Source organism: Micromonospora sp. R311, assembly GCF_056780015.1.
The window spans coordinates 41,151-62,411 of the sequence record NZ_JBSWCE010000001.1; the positions used below are offsets into that span (position 1 = coordinate 41,151).

The 21,261-nt window shown below is 76.8% G+C and carries 20 protein-coding genes; 7 read left to right on the forward strand and 13 right to left on the reverse strand.

What is annotated here, in order from left to right; genetic code table 11:
* Window positions 1-36 precede the first annotated feature (36 nt).
* Complete coding sequence (locus tag AC1WTP_RS00220) at window positions 37-2,937, reverse strand: helix-turn-helix transcriptional regulator (RefSeq protein WP_481647195.1); 2,901 nt, start codon at window positions 2,935-2,937, stop codon at window positions 37-39.
* Between the two features lie 187 nt (window positions 2,938-3,124).
* Here AC1WTP_RS00220 and AC1WTP_RS00225 point away from each other — a divergent pair, with 187 nt between their 5' ends.
* A complete protein-coding gene (locus AC1WTP_RS00225) occupies window positions 3,125-5,500 on the forward strand; it encodes an AAA family ATPase (protein WP_481647196.1) in 2,376 nt (791 codons plus the stop codon).
* A gap of 134 nt (window positions 5,501-5,634) precedes the next feature.
* On the forward strand, window positions 5,635-6,531 hold the full coding sequence (locus tag AC1WTP_RS00230) for an aldo/keto reductase (protein WP_481647197.1): 897 nt from the start codon (window positions 5,635-5,637) through the stop codon (window positions 6,529-6,531).
* An 18-nt stretch (window positions 6,532-6,549) separates the two neighbouring features.
* Here AC1WTP_RS00230 and AC1WTP_RS00235 read toward each other — a convergent pair whose 3' ends face one another.
* Entirely contained in the window at window positions 6,550-7,224 is a 675-nt protein-coding gene (locus AC1WTP_RS00235; RefSeq protein ID WP_481647198.1) for a flavin reductase family protein, read from the reverse strand.
* A 205-nt stretch (window positions 7,225-7,429) separates the two neighbouring features.
* Between AC1WTP_RS00235 and AC1WTP_RS00240 the strand changes: the two genes are divergently transcribed.
* Window positions 7,430-8,311 carry an oxidoreductase gene (locus tag AC1WTP_RS00240; protein ID WP_481647199.1) on the forward strand — a complete coding sequence of 294 codons (882 nt, stop codon included), beginning with the start codon at window positions 7,430-7,432 and terminating at the stop codon, window positions 8,309-8,311.
* On the opposite strand, the gene AC1WTP_RS00245 is transcribed toward AC1WTP_RS00240, so the two are convergent.
* The 7 genes from AC1WTP_RS00245 to AC1WTP_RS00275 all read right to left on the reverse strand — a co-directional run bounded on the left by AC1WTP_RS00245 (window position 8,308) and on the right by AC1WTP_RS00275 (window position 13,840).
* Window positions 8,308-8,871, reverse strand: a complete 564-nt coding sequence (locus AC1WTP_RS00245) for a dienelactone hydrolase family protein (protein WP_481647200.1) — start codon at window positions 8,869-8,871, stop codon at window positions 8,308-8,310. The genes AC1WTP_RS00240 and AC1WTP_RS00245 overlap by 4 nt on opposite strands.
* A gap of 101 nt (window positions 8,872-8,972) precedes the next feature.
* On the reverse strand, window positions 8,973-10,082 hold the full coding sequence (locus AC1WTP_RS00250; protein ID WP_481647201.1) for a nucleotide disphospho-sugar-binding domain-containing protein: 1,110 nt from the start codon (window positions 10,080-10,082) through the stop codon (window positions 8,973-8,975).
* A gap of 45 nt (window positions 10,083-10,127) precedes the next feature.
* A complete protein-coding gene (paaI, locus tag AC1WTP_RS00255) occupies window positions 10,128-10,508 on the reverse strand; it encodes a hydroxyphenylacetyl-CoA thioesterase PaaI (RefSeq protein WP_481647413.1) in 381 nt (126 codons plus the stop codon).
* A gap of 31 nt (window positions 10,509-10,539) precedes the next feature.
* The gene (gene paaK, locus AC1WTP_RS00260) at window positions 10,540-11,847 is read right to left on the reverse strand and encodes a phenylacetate--CoA ligase PaaK (protein ID WP_481647202.1); all 1,308 of its coding nucleotides are present in this window, start codon (window positions 11,845-11,847) and stop codon (window positions 10,540-10,542) included.
* Between the two features lie 182 nt (window positions 11,848-12,029).
* Window positions 12,030-12,995, reverse strand: coding sequence for a zinc-binding dehydrogenase (locus AC1WTP_RS00265; protein WP_481647203.1), 966 nt, complete (start codon window positions 12,993-12,995; stop codon window positions 12,030-12,032).
* Between the two features lie 91 nt (window positions 12,996-13,086).
* Window positions 13,087-13,329, reverse strand: coding sequence for a DUF6766 family protein (locus tag AC1WTP_RS00270; protein WP_481647204.1), 243 nt, complete (start codon window positions 13,327-13,329; stop codon window positions 13,087-13,089).
* Between the two features lie 61 nt (window positions 13,330-13,390).
* Window positions 13,391-13,840 carry a MarR family winged helix-turn-helix transcriptional regulator gene (locus AC1WTP_RS00275; protein WP_447135903.1) on the reverse strand — a complete coding sequence of 150 codons (450 nt, stop codon included), beginning with the start codon at window positions 13,838-13,840 and terminating at the stop codon, window positions 13,391-13,393.
* A 139-nt stretch (window positions 13,841-13,979) separates the two neighbouring features.
* Here AC1WTP_RS00275 and AC1WTP_RS00280 point away from each other — a divergent pair, with 139 nt between their 5' ends.
* From AC1WTP_RS00280 to crcB, 4 genes are all read left to right on the forward strand, one after another.
* Window positions 13,980-15,203 carry an MFS transporter gene (locus tag AC1WTP_RS00280; RefSeq protein ID WP_481647205.1) on the forward strand — a complete coding sequence of 408 codons (1,224 nt, stop codon included), beginning with the start codon at window positions 13,980-13,982 and terminating at the stop codon, window positions 15,201-15,203.
* A gap of 153 nt (window positions 15,204-15,356) precedes the next feature.
* Entirely contained in the window at window positions 15,357-16,115 is a 759-nt protein-coding gene (locus AC1WTP_RS00285; protein ID WP_481647206.1) for a class I SAM-dependent methyltransferase, read from the forward strand.
* A gap of 107 nt (window positions 16,116-16,222) precedes the next feature.
* Window positions 16,223-16,699 carry a fluoride efflux transporter FluC gene (locus AC1WTP_RS00290; RefSeq protein ID WP_481647207.1) on the forward strand — a complete coding sequence of 159 codons (477 nt, stop codon included), beginning with the start codon at window positions 16,223-16,225 and terminating at the stop codon, window positions 16,697-16,699.
* Entirely contained in the window at window positions 16,696-17,058 is a 363-nt protein-coding gene (gene crcB, locus AC1WTP_RS00295) for a fluoride efflux transporter CrcB (RefSeq protein WP_481647208.1), read from the forward strand. Before AC1WTP_RS00290 ends, crcB begins: the two co-directional genes overlap by 4 nt.
* Here crcB and AC1WTP_RS00300 read toward each other — a convergent pair.
* The 4 genes from AC1WTP_RS00300 to AC1WTP_RS00315 are packed head-to-tail and all read right to left on the reverse strand — an operon-like array spanning window position 17,048 to window position 21,250.
* The gene (locus AC1WTP_RS00300) at window positions 17,048-17,818 is read right to left on the reverse strand and encodes a hypothetical protein (RefSeq protein WP_481647209.1); all 771 of its coding nucleotides are present in this window, start codon (window positions 17,816-17,818) and stop codon (window positions 17,048-17,050) included. The two genes, crcB and AC1WTP_RS00300, sit on opposite strands and share 11 nt — an antisense overlap.
* Before the next feature lie 56 nt (window positions 17,819-17,874).
* A complete protein-coding gene (gene cobA / locus AC1WTP_RS00305; protein WP_481647210.1) occupies window positions 17,875-19,518 on the reverse strand; it encodes a uroporphyrinogen-III C-methyltransferase in 1,644 nt (547 codons plus the stop codon).
* Window positions 19,515-20,105: a precorrin-8X methylmutase gene (locus AC1WTP_RS00310; RefSeq protein WP_481647211.1), complete on the reverse strand. Its 591-nt coding sequence runs from the start codon at window positions 20,103-20,105 to the stop codon at window positions 19,515-19,517. Before AC1WTP_RS00310 ends, cobA begins: the two co-directional genes overlap by 4 nt.
* Complete coding sequence (locus AC1WTP_RS00315; protein WP_481647212.1) at window positions 20,102-21,250, reverse strand: HoxN/HupN/NixA family nickel/cobalt transporter; 1,149 nt, start codon at window positions 21,248-21,250, stop codon at window positions 20,102-20,104. Before AC1WTP_RS00315 ends, AC1WTP_RS00310 begins: the two co-directional genes overlap by 4 nt.
* Between the last annotated feature and the right edge of the window lie 11 nt (window positions 21,251-21,261).

The following is a 21,261-nucleotide window of genomic DNA, read 5'->3' on the forward strand; positions in this document are numbered from 1 at the left end:
CCGGATCAGTAGAACGACGTATCCGTACCCGCGCGCCTAGGCCGATCGGTTACGCAGATAGATAGCGCTGGCCTGGACCCGGGTGCGGACCTGGAGCTTGTCGAAGATGTGCGACACGTGCACGCCGATGGTCCGCTCGCTGATGAACAGCCGCTGCCCGATCTCCTTGTTGGTCAGCCCCTCGGCCACCGCGGCGAGCACCTCGCGCTCCCGGGCGGTGAGCACCGCCAGCTCGTCGCCTTCGGAGCCGGCGGCGGGGCCGGCCTCCCCGGCCGGGCCGCGCTCCTCCAGCCGCACCCGGGCCCGCCCGGCGAGGGTACGGATCTCCGAGGTCAGCGGCACCGCGCCGAGGCCCTGGGCCACCTGGTAGGCCTGCCGCAGCAGCTTCCCCGCGGTGGCGCTGCGGCTGCGCCGGGCCAGCAGCGCCTCGGCCTGGCGCAGCCGGGAGTAGGCCGCCGGATAGGGGTGGTTGCGCCGGTCCCACTCGGCCACCGAATGCGCCCACAGCTCCGGGTCGCTGCCGTCGAGCCGGCTCACCTCGGCGGCGCAGAGCGCCAGAAACCCGTCGACCACGTCGCGGACCGGCCGGGCGGCGTGCTCGCTCTTGCGGGCCACCCGCTCGGCGACCTCGCGCAGCCGGCGGACCGCGGTCCGGTCGACCGCCACGGTGCGGCTCGCGTGCGCCTCCGCCTCGGCCCGCAGGCCGTGCCAGACCAGCGCGGCGAGGATGCCCACGTCGTCGGAGCGGCTCTCGGTCAGGCCACGCTGCACCGCCTGCCGGGCCAGGTCGTGCCGGCCCTGCCACATCGCCAGCCCGGCGCGCAGGGTGAGCAGCGGGATCACGTGCCGGGCGCCGCCGCCGGCGAGCACCGTGGCCACCGCGTCCAGGTCCCGGTCGGCGGCCTCGATGTCGCCGTAGCCGACGGAGAGGCGGCACCGGGCCAGCAGCAGCTCGACGGCGTCGGCGCCGGACGGGCGGTGCCGCAGCGCCGCCGCGACGACCTTCTCCGCCTCGGCCCACTGGCCCACCCGGAACAGCCCGTTGGTGGCGATGGCCAGCAGCCGCGTCTCGTACGTGCGGCCGAGCCCCAGCTCGGCCACCCGCTCCGCGCCCCGGCGGGCCACCACCACCCCCTCCTCGAGGATGTTCAGCGGCCCGGTGAGCAGCTCGGCCAGGTGCAGGTACGCGCAGGCCACGTCCTCCGGCCGGCCCGCCCGCTCGGCGGTCTCCAGCGCCTCGCGCATCACCGCCAGCCCGGCGTCCGGATCCTCCAGGTACGCCTCGGAGAAGCCCAGCGCCGCGCTGGCCAGCACCACCTCGGTGGTGGACCCGTCCACCCGCCCCGCCAGCCGCAGCGCCTCCCGGGCCCGCCGGCCGGCGTCGGCGTACCGGCCCAGGTGCAGCAGCAGCTCGGCCAGGTGGGCGGCGGCGGTGGCGCGCTCCCCGGGGGTGCAGTCGGCCGCCTCCAGCGCCCGCTGGTACTCGGCCTCGGCCAGCGCGGACCGGCCGGCGGCGGCCAGGTAGCGGGCCCGGCGGATGTGCAGCGCACAGGCGGACCGGCCGGGGTCCGCGGCGGCCAGCTCCTCCAGCAGCGCCAGCGCCCGGGCGTGCTCGCCGCAGTGGTGGGCCGCCTCGGCGGCGTGTTCGAGCAGGGTGGACCGGTCCACCGACGGCGGCCCACCGGCCGGCGTGTCGGCCAGCTGCAGGGCCACCGACCAGTGCCGGTGCGCCTCGGTGTAGCCGTGCAGCCGCTCGGCCTCCCGGGCGGCGGCCATCGCCGCCGGCAGCGCCCGGGCCGGCTCGCCGGCCAGCCGCCAGTGGTGCGCCAGCCGGGCCTGGTGCAGCTCGGCCGGCGCCGTGGTGAGCGCCTCGGCGTACCGGCGGTGCAGCGCGGCCCGCTCGGCCGGCAGCAGCTCGTGCTCCAGCACCTCGGCGACGAGCCGGTGCCGCAGCCGGTAGCCGTCGTCCGCGCCGACCAGCAGCCGGTGGGCGACCGCCGCGCGGACCGCCTCGATCAGCTCGTCCTCGGGCAGCCGGACCACCCGGGCCAGCAGCCAGTGCTCGACCGGTTCCACCCCGGCGGCGACCGCGTGCACCACCGCGTGCGCGGGCTGGGGCAGCGCGTCCACCCGGGCGAGGAAGATCTCGCGCAGCGTGTCGGAGAGCCCGTCCCGCCCGTCGCGCAGGTCGCGGGCCAGCTCCTCCACCACGAACGGGTTGCCGCCGCTGCGCCGCCAGACCTGCTCGGCCGCCTCCGGGGCCAGCGGGCGGCCGACCACGGCGGCGGCGAGCTGCTCGGTGTCGGGGCGGTCCAGCGGGGCGAGGTCGAGTACCCGCACCGACCGCAGCCGGCGCAGCTCGGTGAGCACCCGGCGCAGCGGGTGGGCGCCCTGCAGCGACTCGGCCCGCACCGCGGCCAGCACCGACAGTTGCAGGTCGCCGAGGCCGGCGAGCAGATAGAGCAGCAGCTGGCGGGTGCTCCGGTCGACCCACTGCAGGTCGTCCAGGACGAGCACCAGCGGCCGCCCCTCGGCGATCAGGTGCAGCCCGCGGGAGACCCGTTCCAGCAGCGCGCCGGCGCCGTCCGGGCCGCCGGTCTCCTCGGCGAACGTCTGCAGCAGGCTGCGGACCGCCGACGACGTCCGGGCGTGCGACGCGGTCAGTTCCGCGTCGAAGCGCCGCAGCGCCTGCAGCAGCGGGTGCAGCGGAGAGGCGTCGCCGATGTCCAGACAGGACCCGGTGAGCACCAGGGCACCGGCGTCGCGCAGCCGGGCACCCACCTCGCGCAGCAACCGGGTCTTGCCCACGCCGCTCTCACCGGTGAGGAAGACCGCGGCGGTGTGCCCGGGCGCCACGTCGTCGAGCAGCGCCGACCGCACCGCCGTCAGCAGGTCGGCCCGGCCGACGAGCGGTGCGGTGTCCACATCGCTGGCCATGGCACGCAGCCTAGTCACACGTCCCGGCACCGTTCTACGGGTCGATCGCCGGTGTGGTACTCCTCGCGTCGACATTGCGACCAAAGGTTGCGCCGGGCCGACATACGTCGTTCTGCCGATCCCCCGTCGGCCCGGTGGTGACAGTCTCCGAACGTCGTCAGCCACGAACGGGGGAAAGGCGGTGTCCATGCCCACCACCACCATCGCCGATGCGGTGCCGGCCACACCCGTGCGCTGGCCGGTGCCCGAGGAACGGCGGACGGTCAGCGTGCTGTTCGTCGACATCGTCGGGTCCACCGCGCTGGTGGACCGACTGGACCCGGAGGACGTCCGGGCCCTGCAACGGGCCTACTTCGCCACGGTCGCCGAGGTGCTGCGGCGGTGGCACGGGGTGGTCGAGAAGTACATCGGCGACGCGGTCATGGCGCTCTTCGGCGCCCGCGACTCGGACGGCTTCGACGCGTACCGGGCGGTGCGGGCCGGGCTGGAGATCCAGCGCGCCCTGGACCGGCGGTCGCTGGTCGGGGGGCCGGCGCTGCGGGTGCGGGTCGGGGTGGCCACCGGCGAGGCGGTGGTGGAGCTGGCCGGCGCCCGGGACGGCGGCCACGGCGCGGCCAGCGGCGCGGTGATCACCGCCGCCGCCCGGCTGCAGGAGTACGCCCCGCCGGGCGGCGTGGCGCTCTGCGCGGCCACCCACCGGGCCACCGCCGGCCTGGTCGAGCAGCGCCGCGTTCCGCCGGTGGCGATGGCCGGCAAGGAGTCGCCGGTCGAGGTCTGGCACGCGACCGCCGTGGTGCGGCCGGCCCCGGTGCGGCACGGCGGCCCGTTCCTCGGCCGCCGCCGGGAGCTGGCCGCCGCCCGCGACCAGATCGTCCGGGCGGTACGGGACCGCCGCCCGCGCTGGGTGTCGGTGGTCGGCCCGGCCGGCAGCGGGCGCAGCCGGCTGCTGCACGAGCTGAGCCGGGCGGTGGCGACGGTGGACTCGGCGCCGGTCCGCTGGTGCGTGGCGCACTGCCCGCCGTACCCGGACCACCCCCTGGCGCCGGTCGCCGAGCTGGTCCGCGGCTTCGCCGGCCTCCGCGCCACCGACTCGCCCGCACGGGTACGCCGGCGGCTCGGCACCGCCCTCGCCGGCCTGCAGCCGCCGGGGCGCCTGCGGGGGGCGGTGTCCACGCTGGCCCTCCTGCTGAGCCGGCCGGACGACGCCGGGGGCCCCGACGCGGCGGCGCTGTGGGAGGAGGCGCTGCTGGCCCTGGCCGCCCGGCAGCCGGTGGTGGTGGCGGTGGACGACGTGGACCGGGCCGCGCCCGAGGTGACCCGCTTCCTGCGTACCCTGCTCGCCGCGGCCACCGACCGCGGCCTGCCGTTGGCGGTGGTGACGGCACACCGTCCGCATTGGACGGATCCGCTGCCCGGTTCCGACGGGCCGGTCGACCTGCGACCGCTGGACCCGGTGGAGAGCGGCCGGTTGCTGCGCCACCTGCTCACCCGGGCCGGCCGGCCGGTCGCGCTGGTGGACCGGCTGCTGCCCCTGGTCGGGGGCAGTCCCGGGCACGCGGTGGCGTACGTCCGGTCGCTGGTCGAGGGTGCGGACAACGCGGCGGAACTGCCGGTGCCCGAGCCGGTCCGCCGGGCCGTCGACGCACGGCTGGACCGGCTGGACGGCGACCAGCGGGCGGCGCTGATGGCCGTGGCGAGCCGCCCGCCGGCCTGCACCGCGCCGATCGTGGACCGGCTGCTCGCCTGGGCGCCGGGGCGGGCCCGGCCGGCGCTGCGGGCGCTGGTCGCCCTCGGCCTGCTGGCCACCCGTCCGGTGGGCGGGTACGCCGTCGCGGAGGCGGTGGTGCGCCAGGTCGCGTACGCGCGGCTGCCGCGGGCGGTGCGGGCCGAGTTCGCCCGGCGGGCCGCGGCGCCGGCCACCGCTCCGACGGCGGCCCCGACCGCCCACGCGGCGCTCACCGGGACCACCGACGCGACGCCCGCCCGCCGACCGGTCGGCACAGCGGTGGGCGGCAGCACCCGCGCACCGGAGCCGATGGGCGCCCAGCGCATTCCGCCGGCCCGGTCGCCCCGCGGGCCGGCAGCCACGCCGGTCCGGACCGGCATCCCCGCGGCGGTGCCAGCCACGCCGGCTCGCACCGGCACGCTCACGGCGGCCCGGCCGGCCGGGCCGGTCGGGCCGGTGCCGGTGGCCGCCGGGGACGGCAGGGTTCCGGAGCCGCGTCGGCACCTCACGTCCGTCGGCACCGACGGCACGGACCGTGCGGGCGGCCGGCCGGCCGGGACGACGCGCCCGGCGGGGGCGACCGCCGGCGGGCGGCACCGCCACGGCCTCCCGCCGGCGACCCGGTCGGCACGCCCGTCGGTCCCGCCGCCGGGGTCGGCACGGCGGCCGGCGCCCCCGGGCCGGGCGGCTGTCGACAGGGAGGAGCCGTGGTCGCGGTCGGCGCGGCACGGGAATCGCGGATCGGGTGGTGGCGGGGCGGTCCCGGCGGCGCGGCCGGGCGCCGGCGGGCGGGCACCGGCGAGATTGGTCCGGGCGCCCACGTCGGCCGCCGCCTGACGGCGGGGCCGGCGGCCTACCCGGCGGCGCGGTCGCGTCTCTCCGCCACGATCCAAGCTATCAGCCGGCATCCGGCGGCGGTATCGGGTGCGCGGCCGAGTGCGCAGGTCAGTGCCGTTGGTTAGGTTCGCCCGATGCCTACCGACGAGATCACCGCGGCTGCCGCGGGCCGCTGGACCCTGGGCGACCGCACCGTGCACCGGATGGGGTTCGGCTCGATGCGACTCACCGCCAACCCGGACCGGGACCTGGCCGTCCGCGTGCTGCGACGGGCGGTCGAGCTGGGCGTCAACCACATCGACACGGCCGCCTTCTACTTCTCGCCCGGCGGGCCGCTCGGGGTCGGCACCGGCCCCGTCCGGTACGCCACCGAGCTGATCCGCGAGGCACTCGCTCCCTACCCCGACGACCTGGTCATCACCACCAAGGTGGGGCCCGACTACTCCACCTCGGCCTGGAGCGGGGAACTGACCAGCCCCGCCGACCTGCGCCGGCAGGTCGAGGAGAACCTGCGCCGGCTGGGCCGCGACCACCTCGACGTGGTGAACCTGCGGATCGTGCGCCGGCCCGGCGCCGACTCGGTGACGGACCGGTTCGCCGCCCTCGCCGAGCTGCGCGACGCCGGACTGATCCGCCACCTCGGGCTCTCCAACGTCCGGGTCGACCACCTCGACGAGGCGCAGGCGATCGCGCCGGTGGTGTGCGTGCAGAACGCGTACGCCGTCGACGCGCACCGGAGTTCGGACGAGGTGCTGCGGGTCTGCGGCGAGCGGGGAGTGGCGTTCGTGCCCTTCTTCGCGCTGGCCGGTACGCGCCGCGAAGCCGGGGCGACCGCCGAGCACGACGCGGTCGTCCGCGAGGTCGCCCGCGCCCACGGGGCGACCCCGCACCAGGTACGGCTGGCCTGGACCCTGCACCAGGGCCCGCACGTGCTGGCCATTCCCGGCACCGGCGACCCGGAACACCTGGCGCAGAACATCGCCGCCGGCGCGCTGCGGCTCTCCCCCGACGACCTGGCCCGCCTCGGCTGAGCGCGCCCCGACCGGCCCTCACCCCGACCCGGGGCCGCCCGTGCCCCCGGGTCGGCATCCCGGCGTCTGGGAGCGGAAGCTGTGGCCGAGTTCGGGACCCAGGCCGAAGTAGTGGCGGAAGTTGTAGATCAGCGGGCTCCACGCCGACGGGTCGACGTGCTGGGTGCCCGGGACGACGACGCGCGGTTCGGCGTGCACCTTGAGCACCTCCGCCTCGACGACGAAGAAGTCACCCGCGGCGTCGGGCCGTACGCGGGTGGCGCGGGCTTCCAGGTGCAGCGGGCACTCGGCGACCCGGGGCGGCCGGACCAGCTCGGACGGCACGGGGCGCAGGCCGGCGGCGGCGAACTTGTCCGGCTCGAAGCGGAAGGCCGGCCGCTTGCGCTCGGGGACGTCGCGCCGTCCGGTCAGCGGTGCCAGCCGTTCCACCGCCGGCCACAGCTCGGGACCGGGGAGGTTGACCACCAGGTCGGGGCGGCGGCGGAGGTTGCCGGCCGTCTGTCCGGCGCTACCCAGCCCCAGGACGACCACGTGGCCGAGCGCCCAGGCCGACGACATCGGCGCGAGGTTGGTCGAGCCGTCCTCGTTCTCGGTCGACAACAGCACGACCGGCGTGCCGAAGTACAGGATGCTCGGCGTGATGGCCAGGTGATCCGCGGCCCGGGGTGGGTGGCTGTCGGTGGCGGTGTCCATGCCCCGGGACGGTAGGGCGGGGACCCTTCGGCGCCGGTCGAAGGATCCCGCCCGTACCGGCCGCCGCCCGCGGGTGGCCCGTCCCGCCGGTCCCGGGAGGACGGGGTGGTGCCGGCCGCGCCGGATCCGGCGCAGAGTCGTCGGCGCACCGGCTACCCTCAGAACGCCGGATAGCTGACATATTGGCGACAAGGGGAATAAAGCCATGGCCCGCACCGTCCCCGGCGGCACCCTGACCCTCGCCGACGACCTGACCATCAGCCGGGTCGGCTACGGCGCCATGCAGCTCGCCGGGCCCAATGTCTTCGGCCCGCCCGAGGACCGGGACCAGGCCCTCGCGGTGCTCCGCGAAGCGGTGGACCTGGGGGTCACCCACATCGACACCAGCGACGTCTACGGCCCGAGGGTGGTCAACGAGCTGATCCGGGACGCCCTGCACCCGTACCCGGCCGAGCTGCGCATCGCCACCAAGGTCGGGGCCCGGCGCGGCGACGACGGCTCCTGGGAGGTGTCCCTGGAGCCCGACGACCTGAAGGCCCAGGTGCACGAGAACCTCGAGCACCTCGGGCTGGCCGCCCTCGACGTGGTCTACCTGCGGGTCGGCTCGCCGGAGGGCACCTCCGACGAATCCATCGCGGACGCGTTCGGCGCGCTGGCCGAGCTGCGCGACGCGGGCGTCGTCCGGCACCTCGGCCTCAGCGGCGTCACCCCGGCCCAGCTCACCGAGGCGCAGGCCATCGCGCCCGTGGTCCTGCTGCAGAACCCCTACAACCTGGCCAACCGGCAGGACGACCCGCTGGTCGACCGGTGCGCGGCCGAGGGCATCGGCTTCGCCGCGTTCTTCCCGCTCGGTGGCTTCAACCCGGTGCAGTCCGACACGCTCGTCGACGTCGCCGCCCGCCTCGGCGCCTCACCGCAGCAGGTCGCCCTCGCCTGGCTGCTCCAGCGCTCCGCCACGACCGCCCTCATCCCGGGCACGTCGTCCCTCGACCACCTGCGCGAGAACGTCGCCGCGGCCGAGCTGGAGCTGCCGGCCGACGCGGTCGCCGAGCTCGACACCATCGGCCGGCCGCCGCCGACGCCCTAACCGGCGAGGAAGACGAGGGCCCGTTCCCACGTCCGCCCGGCGGCGCGCGCGTCGTGGTCGGGCACGTCCGGGTCGGTGAACAGGTGCCCGACCCCCGGGTAGCGGTACACGTCGACCGCGGCACCGGCGCCGGTCATCGTCCGCTGCCACTCGTCCACCTCGGGCTGGGGCTCGTACTCGTCGGGGTCGGCCAGGTGCAGCTGCACCCGCAGGCCCGGACGGACCGCCTCGGGCCCGCCGGCGGTGCCGTGGAAGAGCAGCAGCCCGGCGGTGTCGGGCCGCTCGGCCAGCATCGCGCCGGCCACCCCGGCGCCCATCGAGAAACCGGCGAGCACGGTGTCGGCCGGCAGGTCGCGCAGCGCCGCCCGGGCCCGGTCGAGCACGGCCTCCTCCCCGATCTTGTCGAACAGGGCGAAGCCGTCCTCGACCGTCCCGGCGGCCGGCACGCCGTACAGGTCGGGGGTGCTGACCTCATGCCCGGCGGCGCGCAGCCGGTCGGCGACGCCCAGCACGGCGGGACGCAGCCCGTACACCGAATGGAAGAGCACGATGTGTCGCATCGGCCCATCGTGCCCGACGCCCCGACCGGACCGGCCACGCCGCGCGGAGCCCACCCGGCCGGCGCGGCGCCCGCCGGGCTGGCCCCGGTCGGCCGCCGCCGTCAGCCCAGCGCCACCAGCCGGTCCACCAGCTCGGCCGGCGCCGGCATCGCGGCGATCTCCCGGCTGACCTGCGTCGCGGCGTCACGCAGCGCGGCGTCGGCGACCAGCCGGGTGAGCGTTGCCGGGGTGATGTCGCGGGTGGCGGCGGCGATGCCGGCGCCCCGGGCCGCCACCAGTTCCGCGTTCTGCCGCCGGTCGCCCGGGCCCACCGTGGCCAGCTGCGGCACCCCGGCGACCAGGGCGCCGAAGACGCTGCCGGCGCCGCCGTGGTGCACCAGCGCCGCGCTGGCCGGCAGCGCCGCCGGCAGCGGGATCCAGCCCACGGTACGGACGTTGTCGGGCAGCGCCGCCCGGGCCAGCCGCTCGTCCGGCCGGACCAGGACGAACTCCGCGTCCACCCGGCCCGCCGCGGCGACCACCGCGCGCATCGGGCCACCGCCGCCGGGACCGGCCACGGTGCTGCGGCTGACCAGCACCCGGGGGCGCTCGCCCGGCTCGCGCAGCCAGTCCGGCAGGTCACCGCCGCCGAGGTAGGAGCCGTAGCGCATCGGCCAGCCGTCCTGACGCAGCAGGCTCGGCGGGGCGACCGCGACGGCGGCCGCCGGCGGGGGCAGTTCGGCCAGGCCGTGCCGGTGCAGCGCCGGGGCGAGCCGCTCGACCGTGGCCCGGACCAGCTCCCGGCCGTCGAAGAGGGCGTTCTCGTGGCGTACCGCCGGCACGCCGAGCCGGGCCGCGGCGACGGCGCCGGCCACCGCGAACGGCTCGTGCACGACCAGGTCCGGCCGCCACTCGCCGGCCAGCGCGACCACGCCGTCGGCGAGCTGGTCGTTGACCGCGCCGAAGAGCAGGCCCGCGCCCCGGGTGCCGGCCCGGCCGGCCAGCTCGGCGCGGGCCCCCAGCGGGTGGCGCAGCAGCACGCCGCGGGCGACGCGGCCGAAGTCGAACGCCGGCGCGACGTCGCGCACCGGCAGGCCGGAGCGGGCCACGTCCAGCCCGTCGGCGGCCGTGGCCACCAGCACCTCGTGCCCGGCGTCGCGCAGGGCGACGGCCAGCGGGACGAGCGGGAAGACGTGGCCGATCAACGGCGCGGAGACCACCAGCACGCGCATGGCGCCGATGCTAGGTGCCCGGCGCGACCCGGTGGGGGCCGCGCCTCAGCCCGGCTGCCCGTTGACGGTGCGGCTGCGGCCACGGAACTCGGCGACCACCTCGCCGTCGGACCGGGTGACGGTGACGTCGTAGATGCCGCTGCGGCCGTACCGGGTCCGCTCGGTGGCGCGGGCGACCAGCAGGTCCCCCGCCCGGGCCGGCCGGACGAAGGTGATCTCGCCGCCGGCGGCCACGGTGACCGGGCCGTGGCTGTTGCAGGCCAGCGCGAAGGCGGTGTCGGCGAGCAGGAAGACGTAGCCGCCGTGGGCGATGGCGTGGCCGTTGACCATCGCGGCGGTCACCCGCATCCGGGCCACCGCCGTGCCGTCGGCGGCGGCGACCAGCTCGATCCCGAGGCCGCGGGAGGCCGCGTCGGCGTCGAACATGTCGTACGCGGCGTTGCGTGCGGCCCCCACGTCAGCCGGCCCGCCGCTGGTCGACGATCCGGCGCATCTTGCCCATCGACCGCTCCACGCCGTCCGGTTCGCGCACCTCCACCGCCACGCTCACCCCGACGGTGCTCTTGACCAGGTCGACCAGTGCCGCGCCGGCCCGCTCGGCGGCGTCGACGGCCACCCCGGCCCGCCGTTCCACCCGTACGGTCAGCGTGTCCATCCGCCCCTGCCGGTCCAGGACGCACTGGAAGTGCGGCGACAGCTGCGGGGTACGCAGGATCAGCTCCTCGATCTGGGTCGGGAAGACGTTCACCCCGCGCACGATCATCATGTCGTCGGTGCGCCCGGTGATCTTCTCGATCCGGCGCATCGGCCGGGCGGTGCCGGGCAGCAGCCGGGTGAGGTCGCGGGTGCGGTAGCGGACCACCGGCATGGCCTCCCTGGTCAGTGAGGTGAGCACCAGTTCACCCCGCTCCCCGTCGGGCAGCACCTCGCCGGTGACCGGGTCGATGATCTCCGGGTAGAAGTGGTCCTCCCACAGGTGCAGCCCGTCCTTGGTCTCCACGCACTCGTTGGCCACCCCGGGGCCCATCACCTCGGACAGGCCGTAGATGTCGACGGCGTGCATGTCCAGCCGCTGCTCCATCTCCCGGCGCATGTCCTCGGTCCACGGCTCGGCGCCGAAGATGCCCACCTGCAACGAGGTCGACCGCGGGTCGACGCCCTGCCGCTCCATCTCGTCCACGATCGCCAACAGGTAGCTCGGCGTGACCATGATGATCTCCGGCTGGAAGTCCCGGATCAGCAGCACCTGCCGTTCGGTCATCCCGCCGGAGACCGGGATGACCGTGCAGCCCAGCTCCTCGGCGCCGTAGTGCGCGCCGAGCCCGCCGGTGAACAGCCCGTAGCCGTACGCGACGTGCACCCGGTCGCCGGGGCGGCCGCCGGAGGCGCGGATCGACCGGGCCATCAGGCGGGCCCAGGTCTTCAGGTCCGCGGCGGTGTAGCCGACCACGGTCGGCCGGCCGGTGGTGCCGGAGGAGGCGTGCAGCCGGGCGATCCGTTCGCGGGGCACGGCGAACATGCCGAACGGGTAGTTCTCCCGCAGCTCGGCCTTGCCGGTCAACGGGAAGCGGGCCAGGTCGGCCAGGTCCCGGCAGTCGTCGGGGTGCACGCCGGCGGCCTCGAAGGCACGCCGGTAGTGCGGCACGTTGTCGTACGCGTGCCGCAGCGACCAGCGCAGCCGCTCGAGTTGCAGCGCCCGCAGCTCGTCGACGCCGGCCCGCTCGATCGGTTCCAGGTCCTCCGGGCGAGGGGTGCGGTCCTGCATCGTTGCCTCCTGGGTGGCTCCTGGCGCGGCCGGCGGGCCGCGTGAGCGCTCCGCACCGGCTCGTCCGCGCCCGCGCGGTCACCGCGCCCCGGCGCCGGGAGGTCACGCGCCCGCCGATCCGGGTACCGTACGCCCGCCGCCGGGCGGGCACCACCGCCGGGTGGCGCCCGCCCGGGCGATGCTCAGACGGTCAGCAGGGCCTTGCCGACCACCGTCCGGCCCTCGACGGCCCGGTGCGCGTCCGCGGCCCGGTGCAGCGGGAAGGTCTGCCCGACCAGCGGCGCGATCCGCCCGGCCGCCGCCGCGTCGAGCGCGGCGCGCAAGTGCCGGCGGGCCTGCTCCGGCGTGAACCGCACGTCGGCGATGCCGGTGACGGCGATCCGCCGGGCCCTCGCGGGCTCCGGGTCGGGCACCGCGAACGCCCCGGCCGGGGTACCGTGCGCGGAGAACCGGCCGCCCGCGCGCACCAGGTCGAAGGCCGCCCGGCCGTAGTCGCCACCGGCGCCGTCGAAGACCACGTCCACCTCGCCGACGTCGGCGCGGACCCGGTCGGTCCAGCCCGGCTCGTCGTAGTCCACCACCAGGTCCGCGCCGAGCCGGCGCAGCGCGTCCAGCTTCGCCGGGCCCCGCGCCGCGGCGACGACGAACCCGCCGCCGGCGCGGACCTGCTGCACCAGGAGCGCGCCGAGGCCACCGGCGGCGGCGGTGACCAGCACCCGGTCGCCGGCCCCGACCGGCACCAGGTCGAGCAGCCCGAACGCGGTGACCCCGTCGTGCAGCAGCGCGGCCGCGTCGGTGAGCCGGACCGCGTCCGGCACCGGCAGCGCGTCCGCCACCGGCACCACGGCCCGTTCGACGTAGCCGCCGCGCTCGTCGGTGCGGCTGACCACCCGGCGGCCGACCCAGCCCGGGTCGACCCCGGCGCCGACCGCGGCGACCGTGCCGGCCACCCCCACCCCCGGCCGGTACGGCGGCCGGACCGGGAAGTACGCCCCGCCCTGGCCGCGCCGGATCATCGTCTCCACCCAGAGCACGTCCGCGGCGGCCACCTCGACCAGCAGGTCACCGGGGCCGGGCACCGGCTCCGGCGCCTCGGTCAGCGTCAGCACCTCCGGCCCTCCGAAGGCCGCCACCTCGATCACCCGCATGTCGCCCTCCACATCGCTCGTCCGCTGGGACCAGCCTCGGAGGTGAAGCGGGGTTGAGGTCAACGGGGCGTGCGGTGACGTGCCCCACCGGTCAGGGGTTCTCCGGGTCCAGCTTGCGTTCCCGCAGCAGCGCGTCGAGTTTCGCCTCGATCCGCTCGTCGGATTCCCGGGACTGGGAGGAACCCCAGTGGTAGAAGAGGGCCAGCCCGGCCGCCTGCCAGACCAGCTGGAGGAACTCCGACTGCCAGTTCTCGAAGGTCGAGGCGAGGAACTGGGGCAGGAAGTCGGCCCAGGCGAAGGACCGGCCGTGCTGGCTCGCCTCGTTGCTCTCCACGGCCGCCTGGACCCCAGCTCAGCGGCGTCGAAACGGGGTGTCGGCGTGGCGCGACGGCGGGTCAGCGGGGTGCCGGCAGCCGGTGCAGGGCGTCGACCAGCGGGGCGAGTTCCGGGGTCGCCTCCGCCCCGGCCAGTGCCTGCGCGAGCACCCGGTCGTGGGTGGGCCGGGCCTGGTCGAGCAGCTCGGAGCCGGCCGGGGTGAGTTCGGTGTAGATGCCGCGCCGGTCGTCCGCGCAGAGCACCCGGGTCAGCAGGCCGCGATCCTCCAGTCGGGTGACCAGCCGGGTGGTGGCGCTGTCGGAGAGTGCCGCGGCCCGGGCGAGCTGGCGCATCCGCATGTGCCAGCCGTCCTGCCGGGAGAGCGCGTCGAGCACCGTGTACTCCACCACCGAGAGGTCGTGCCCGGCCTGCAGGGCGCGCTCCAGCGACGTCTCGATGAGGCCGTGCAGCGCGGCGAGGGTGCGCCAACCCTGGGCGCGGATCTCGACCGCGTCGTCGCCGATGCCCATCGGTGCCCCCTCGGAGTGTGTCCCGGTCGACAGCCAGGCTAGCACGCTTGCGCCGGTAGAACGCGCGTGCAACTATTTCGTTGCTGTCGCGTGTAGTTGCACACGCCGCCTATCTGACCCCTCCCCGGAACGGATGACCATGTCCCCACGCACCCGGTCCCTGCCCGCCGGCCTGTTCGCGCTGGCCGTCGGCGCCTTCGGCATCGGCCTCACCGAATTCGTGATCATGGGCCTGCTGCCCGAGGTCGCCGCCGACTTCGCGGTCACCGAGTCGGTCGCCGGCTGGCTGATCTCCGGCTACGCGCTGAGCGTCGCGGTCGGCGGGGTGGCCCTGACCGCGGCGGTCACCCGGCTGCCCCGCAAGCAGGTGCTGCTCGGCCTGATGGTGCTCTTCATCGTGGGCAACCTGCTCTCCGCGGTGGCCGACGGCTACGCCGTGATGCTGGCCGGCCGGATCGTCGCCGCCCTCTGCCACGGCGCGTTCTTCGGCATCGGCGCGGTGGTCGCCGCCGGGCTCGTCGCGCCGGCCCGCCGGGCGGGCGCCGTCGCGCTGATGTTCGCCGGGTTGACCACCGCCACCGTGCTCGGCGTGCCGTTCGGCACCTTCCTCGGCCAGCACTTCGGCTGGCGGTCCACCTTCTGGGCGATCACCGGCATCGGCGTGCTGGCGCTGGCCGGCCTGGCCCTGCTCGTCCCGGGCCGGGCGGCCGGCGACACCGGCACCGCGGGCGGGCTCCGGAGCGAACTGCGCGCCTTCACCCACCCGCAGGTGTGGCTCTCGCTGCTGGTCACGATCCTGGGCTTCGGCGGCATGTTCGGCGCCTTCACCTACATCGCGTACACCCTGACCGAGGTCAGCGGCTTCGCCACCGGCACGGTGCCGTGGCTGCTCGTGCTCTTCGGGGTCGGCCTCTTCGCCGGCAACCTGCTCGGCGGCCGGGCGGCCGACGTGTCGCTGTCCCGCACCCTGGTCACCGTCCTGGCGGCGCTGACCGTGGTGCTCGCCGGTTTCGCCCTGACCGCCGCCAGCCAGCCGCTCACCATCGTGTCCCTGCTGCTGATGGGCGCCTTCGGCTTCGCCACCGTGCCCCCGCTGCAGATGCGGATCATGCGGTACGCCCACCAGGCCCCGACGCTGGCCTCCGGGGCGAACATCGCGGCCTTCAACGTCGGCAACGCGCTGGGCGCCTGGGTCGGTGGGGTGACCATCTCGGCGGGGCTCGGCTACACCGCCCCGATCTGGGCCGGCGCCGCGGTCACCCTGGCCGGCCTCGGCGTGCTGCTGGCGGCGCTGCGACTGGCCCGCCGCCGCGCCGACCGGCCGGACGCCGAGGCACACCTGGTGGACGCGGCCACCAGGTGACCGCCGGCCACCACCTGGAGGCCGGTGGGGGGGTCAGGCCGGAACGCCGGCCCGACCCCCCACCCGATCATCGCCCTGCCATCATCTCGCAATTGCAAATTGTTGGCAACAAGGTCTGGACACCGGTCCCGCCACGTAACTAGCCTGCTCGCTATGAGTCCTTACATCAGCAACGCCGCGGCATGGCAGGAGAGCTGGGATCGCCAGCAGGAGGCGTACCTGCCGGACCGGGAACACCGGTTCGCCGCGATGCTCGACGCGGTCGACGCGGTCCTCGACGGCGCCCGCCCCCGCCTGCTCGACCTGGCCGGTGGCACCGGCACCATCTCCCAGCGGGCGCTGCGCCGCTTTCCCGACGCCGAGGTGACGCTGGTCGACCTCGACCCCGCGCTGCTCGCCATCGCCCGCGCCACCCTCGGCGACCGGGTCACCGTGGTGGCCGCCGACCTCGGCCGGCCCGACTGGTCCGCCGCGCTGCCGCACCGGGAGTACGACGCCGTGCTCACCGCCACCGCCCTGCACTGGCTGCCGGGCGACCGGCTCGCCCGGCTCTACGCCGAACTGCGCGACCTGCTGCGCCCGGGCGGCATCCTGCTCAACGCCGACCACATGCCCGACGACGGCCTGCCGCAGCTCACCAAGCGGCTGCTGGACCGCGCCCGGGACCGCCGCGACGCCCGGTACGCCGCCGGCGCGGTGCTGTCCTGGTCGGACTGGTGGGAGCGGGCGGCGGCCGATCCGACGCTCGGCCCGCTGGTCGCCCGTCGCCGGGAGATCTACCCGAGCGGGCACAGCCCGGAGTGGAATCCACCGGTCTCCTGGCACCTGGCGGCCCTGACCGACGCCGGCTTCGCCGAGGTGGGCACCCTCTGGCGGGGCGGCACCGACGCCGCCGTCGCGGCGGTGCGCTGACCCCACCCCCGCCGGTTCCACGCGCCGGTCGGTGCGCCCGGCGTTATGCTGGCGCCCGCCGCCGGACGGCCGCTGCCGGCGGCGGCGTCCGCTGCCGGGGAGGAGACGTGACGGGCCCACCCGAGCCACCGCGCATCGACCCCGACGTCGACCTGCGGCTACCCGGCGACCGCAGCGAACTGCCCACGCACCCGGCGGCGGTCCTCGGCGCGGTCTCCGCCGGGGGCGTGCTCGGCGCGCTGGCCCGGGCCGGCCTCCAGGCGGCGTTTCCGCACGGTCCGGCCGGCTTCCCGTGGGCGACCTTCGGGGTCAACCTGAGCGGCTGCCTGCTGATCGGCGTGCTGATGGCGGTGCTCGGCCGGGCCGGCGGCGGCCGACCGCTGCTGCGCCCGTTCCTCGGCGTGGGCGTGCTCGGCGGCTACACCACCTTCTCCACCTACGCCGCCGACGTCCACCGGGCGCTGCTGGTCGGCGCACCCGCGACCGCGCTGGCGTACCTGGGCGCGACGCTGGTCGGCGCCCTGCTCGCGGTCGGGGTCGGGGACGCCGCCACGGAGCGGCTGCTGCGCCGGAGCGGCCGGTGACCGTCCTGCTCGTCGCGCTCGGCGCGGCCGTCGGCGCGCCGCTGCGCTACCTCACCGACCGGGCCGTGCAGGCACGGCTCGGCTCGGCCTTCCCCTGGGGCACGCTCACCGTCAACGTGGTCGGTTCGCTGCTGCTCGGGGTGGTCGCCGGGCTGCCGGCGAACGCGGCGGCCGGCGCGCTGGTCGGCACCGGCTTCTGCGGCGCGCTGACCACCTGGTCCACGCTGAGCTACGAGACGTTGCGGCTGGCCCGCGCCGGCCGGCGGCCGGCCGCGCTGGTCAACGTCACCGCCAGCGTGGCCGCCGGGCTCGCCGCCGCCGGCGCCGGCTACGCGCTCGCCCGCGCCTTCACCGGTTGACCCGCCGCGCCACGGTGCCGTCCCGGCCGGTGGTGTTCACCGGCGGCCGGCGCCGTGGCCGGCGGAACACGTCGGTGACCAGCGGGCGGAACAGCGCGGCGGTGTCGCGGAGGAACCCGGCCCGGGTGAGGCCGAGCCGGCGCAGCGCCGCGCCGTGGTCCACCGCCACCACGGCGGCCGCGCCGAGCAGCAACACCCACCAGGCGGCCGCCGCCAACCACCGGGCCGGCGCCGGGGTGGCCGCGAAGCCGGCCCGCAGCCGGTCGACGTGGAACGGGACGTGCCGCCGCTCGTCGGCGAGGATCCGCCGGGCCACCTCGGTCAGCGCCGGGTCGCTGGTGCCGTCGCGCAGCGCCCGGTAGTACCGCAGCGCCACCACCTCGGCGACCATCAGGGTCAGCAGTTCCAGCCGGAGGCCGGCGCAGCGGCGGACGGCCACGAAGACCCGGTCGCTCCAGTGCCCCGGGATCGTGTCGGCGCCCGCGTTGCGCAGCAGGCGTTCCAGCAGCCGGGCGTGATGCTGTTCCTCGGCGACGAAGAGCCGCGCCGCGGCCAGGTAGTCCGGGTCGCCGGCCTGGCCCGCGCGGGCGATCAGGCTGGCGCCGTCGCCGTCCTCGCCCGCCTGGAACCGTTGGATGCTGCGGACCACCGCCGGGTCCAGCGGGCCGCCGTCCGCCCACGGCGGTTCGGCCAGCCCGGCCCGGCGGCGCGCCTCCCGCTCGAAGTCGCGCCGCCAGGCCGCGAAACCGTCACCGTCCATGCCGAGCCCCCTCCCCCGCCGGCCGTACCGGTCGCGGGCAAGCTACCCGACGGGCGTCAGCCGGTGGGGGTGGCGAGGGCGGCCACCGGCCCGACCACGAACACCGCCGGCGGCCGGATCCCCTCCCGGGCGGCCAGCGCGCCGATCTCGTCGAGCCGGGACGGCAGTGCCCGCTGGTCGGCGTGCCCGGCGTCCTGCACCGCCAGCACCGGGGTGTCCGGGGCGCGCCCGTGCTCGACCAGCACCGCGGCGATCTTGTCGACGGTGTCCACCGCCATCAGCAGCACCAGGGTGCCCCGGGCCCGGCCCAGCGCGGCCCAGTCCACCAGCGAGTCGGGGTGCCCGGGCGGCAGGTGCCCGGAGACCACGGTGAACTCGTGCGCCACGCCCCGGTGGGTGACCGGCACGCCGGCCAGGGCGGGTGCGGCGACCGCGCTGGTCACCCCGGGCACCACGGTGACCGGCACCCCGGCCGCCGTGCAGGCCAGCACCTCCTCGTGGCCCCGGCCGAAGACGTACGGGTCGCCGCCCTTGAGCCGGACCACCCGTCGTCCCGCGCGGGCGTGCTCGACCAGGGCGGCGTTGATGGCGTCCTGGGCCATTGACGGGCCGCGGGGCACCTTGGCCGCGTCGACCACCCGCACTCCGGGACGCAACCCGGCGAGCAGGCCCTGCGGGGCCAGCCGGTCGACCACCACCACGTCGGCGGCGTCGAGCAGCGCCCGGCCCCGTACGGTGATCAGGTCGTCCGGCCCGGGGCCACCGCCGACCACCGCGACCCGGCCCGGCCCGGAACCGTGGTGGTGGCCCCCGTCGTGGTGGCCGTGGTGGTGATGGTGCCCGCCGACCGGGTCGTCGGGGTGGTCGTGCGGGGTCTGCGGCCGGCCCACCTTGTCGGCGAAGCCCGGCAGCGCCACCCGGTACGCGCAGGTGTCGCAGTTCATCCGGATGTCCCCGCGCAACGCCTCGGCGTGCCGGTGCAGCACCAGCTCGGCCAGCGCGTCGCAGTCGCCGATCAGCTCGGCCACCCGCACGTCGATCCCCGGGTGCGCGGCGGCGTACGCGGCGGACTGGGCGACGATCCGGTCCGGCAGCACCCCGGCGAAGAGGAAGTACGGCGCCACCACGATCCGCCGCGCGCCGAGCCGGCGCAGCCGGTCCAGCACGCCCGGCACCGACGGTTCGGCGAGGGAGACGAAGCCGGGTTCCACGCCGGCGTAGCCGCGCCCCTCCCAGAGCAGCCGGGCCACCTTGGCGACCTCGGCGTTGGCGTCCGGGTCGGTGGAGCCCCGGCCGATCAGCGCCACCCAGGTGCCGGCCCGCTCGTCGCCGCCGAGCGCCGCGTCGATCCGCTCCTCGAGCACGGTGTGCAGCAGCGGGTGCGGGCCGAGCGGGCGACCGTAGCGGTAGCTCAGTCCCGGATGGCGCCGCCGTTCGCGGGCCAGCGCGGCCGGGATGTCGCCCTTGCCGTGCCCGGCCGCGGTGAGCACCAGCGGCAGCGCGACCAGCGACCGGTGGCCCCGGTCGACCAGCGCGCCGACCGCGTCGGCCAGCGGCGGGCGGGACAGCTCGATGAAGCCGCCCTCGACGTCGGCGAGCGCGCCGGCGGCGCGGTCGCGGACCCGCTCGACCAGTGCGGCGAACTGCGCGACCCCGGCCGCGCTGCGGGTGCCGTGCCCGACGACGACCAGTGCCGTCATGGTCCCTCCTCCTCGTACAGCAGGGCGTTGAGGGCGGCGGCGGCGACCGCCGAGCCGCCCTTCTCGCTCCGGTTGGACACCCCGGGCAGGCCGCTGGCGCGCAGCGCCGCCTTGGCCTCCACCGCGCCGACGAAGCCGACCGGCAGCCCGACGACCAGCGCCGGCCGGGCGTCGCAGGTGATGAGTTCGTCCAGGGCGGTGGGCGCGCAGCCGACCACCCACACCGCGCCGGGGCCGACCCGGTCCAGGGCGATCCGGACCGCCGCCGCCGACCGGGTGAGCCCGGCGGCGCGGGCCAGCGCGGCGGTGGCGGGCTCGGCGACCGGGCAGACCGTCTCCCGCCCGGTGATGCCGGCGGCCACCATCGCCACGTCGGTGACCACCGGCGCGCCGGCGCGCAGCGCGGCCAGCCCGCCGGCCAGGGCCGCCTCGACGCAGACCAGGTCGGTGACGTAGTCGAGGTCGGCGCTGGCGTGCACCACCCGCTCGGTGACCGCGCGGGTCAGCGGCGGCAGGTGGGACAGGTCCACCCGGGACCGCAGGATCTCGTAGGACCGCCGCTCGATGGGGTGGACGGCGCGGCTCACCGGCCCGCCCCGGGCCCGCCCGGCCGCTCCCCCGTGACCGTCGGTGCGGCGGCGCTCGCCGTCCCGACCGGGGTCACCGCGCCGTACCGGCGGTCGTAGCCGCGCAGCTTCCACAGCGCCACCGCGGCGGCCCAGGCGACCACGAAGAGCACCACCACGGCGTAACCGAGCTGCTCGAAGTGGTCGGCGACCGAGGCGTAGCCGGCCAGCGCGGACAGGCCGAGGTGGTCGGCGAGCAGCCCGGCGGCGTACACGCTGGCCACCACGGCGCCGACCAGCACGGTCATCGCCGTGGTGGCCAGGTTGTAGTAGAGCCGGCGGGCCGGGTGCCGGTACGCCCACGAGTAGGCGCGGCTCATCAGCAGGCTGTCCGCGGTGTCCATGGCGGACATCCCGGCGGCGAAGAGCAGCGGCAGGGTGAGCAGGGCCAGCACCGGCAGCCCGCCCGCGGCGGCGGTGCTCGCCGACAGGGCGAGCAGGGTCACCTCGCTGGCGGTCTCCAGGCCGAGGCCGAAGAGGAACCCGACCGGCGCCATGTGCCAGGACTGGCGCACCAGCGAGCGGGCCCGCGAGCCGAGGACGCGCTGCACCAGCCCCCGGTTGAGCAGGTGCAGGTCGAGTTCCCGCTCGTCCAGCTCGCCGTGGCGCAGCCGGCGCCAGAGCCGGGCCAGGCCGGCCAGCACCGCGGCGTTGAGCACCGCGACCAGGGCGAGGAACGCGGTGGCGGTGACGATGGCGACGGTGGCGCCCACCTCGCGGGCCTGCGCCAGGCCGGGTCCGGTGAGGTTGGCCGAGGCGAGCCCGACGACCAGCGCCAGCAGCAGCACCACCGCGCTGTGCCCGAGGGCGAAGAAGAAGCCGACGCCGACCGGGCGCCGGCCGCGCAGCAGCATCAGCCGGGTGGTGTCGTCGATCGCGGCGATGTGGTCGGCGTCGAAGGCGTGCCGCACCCCGAGCACGTACGCGAGGGCGCCGGCGCCGGCGAGCCCGCCGGCCGCCGCGGGCTGGTCGTTCCAGTACAGGTAGAGGCTCCAGCCGGCCACGTGCAGCACGGCGACGGCCAGCACGATGCCGCCGAGCCGCACCCGTTCGGCCCGGCTCCACCGGCCGGCCGGGGGTGCGGCGCTGGCCACGGTCGAACTCATCGGATTCCTCC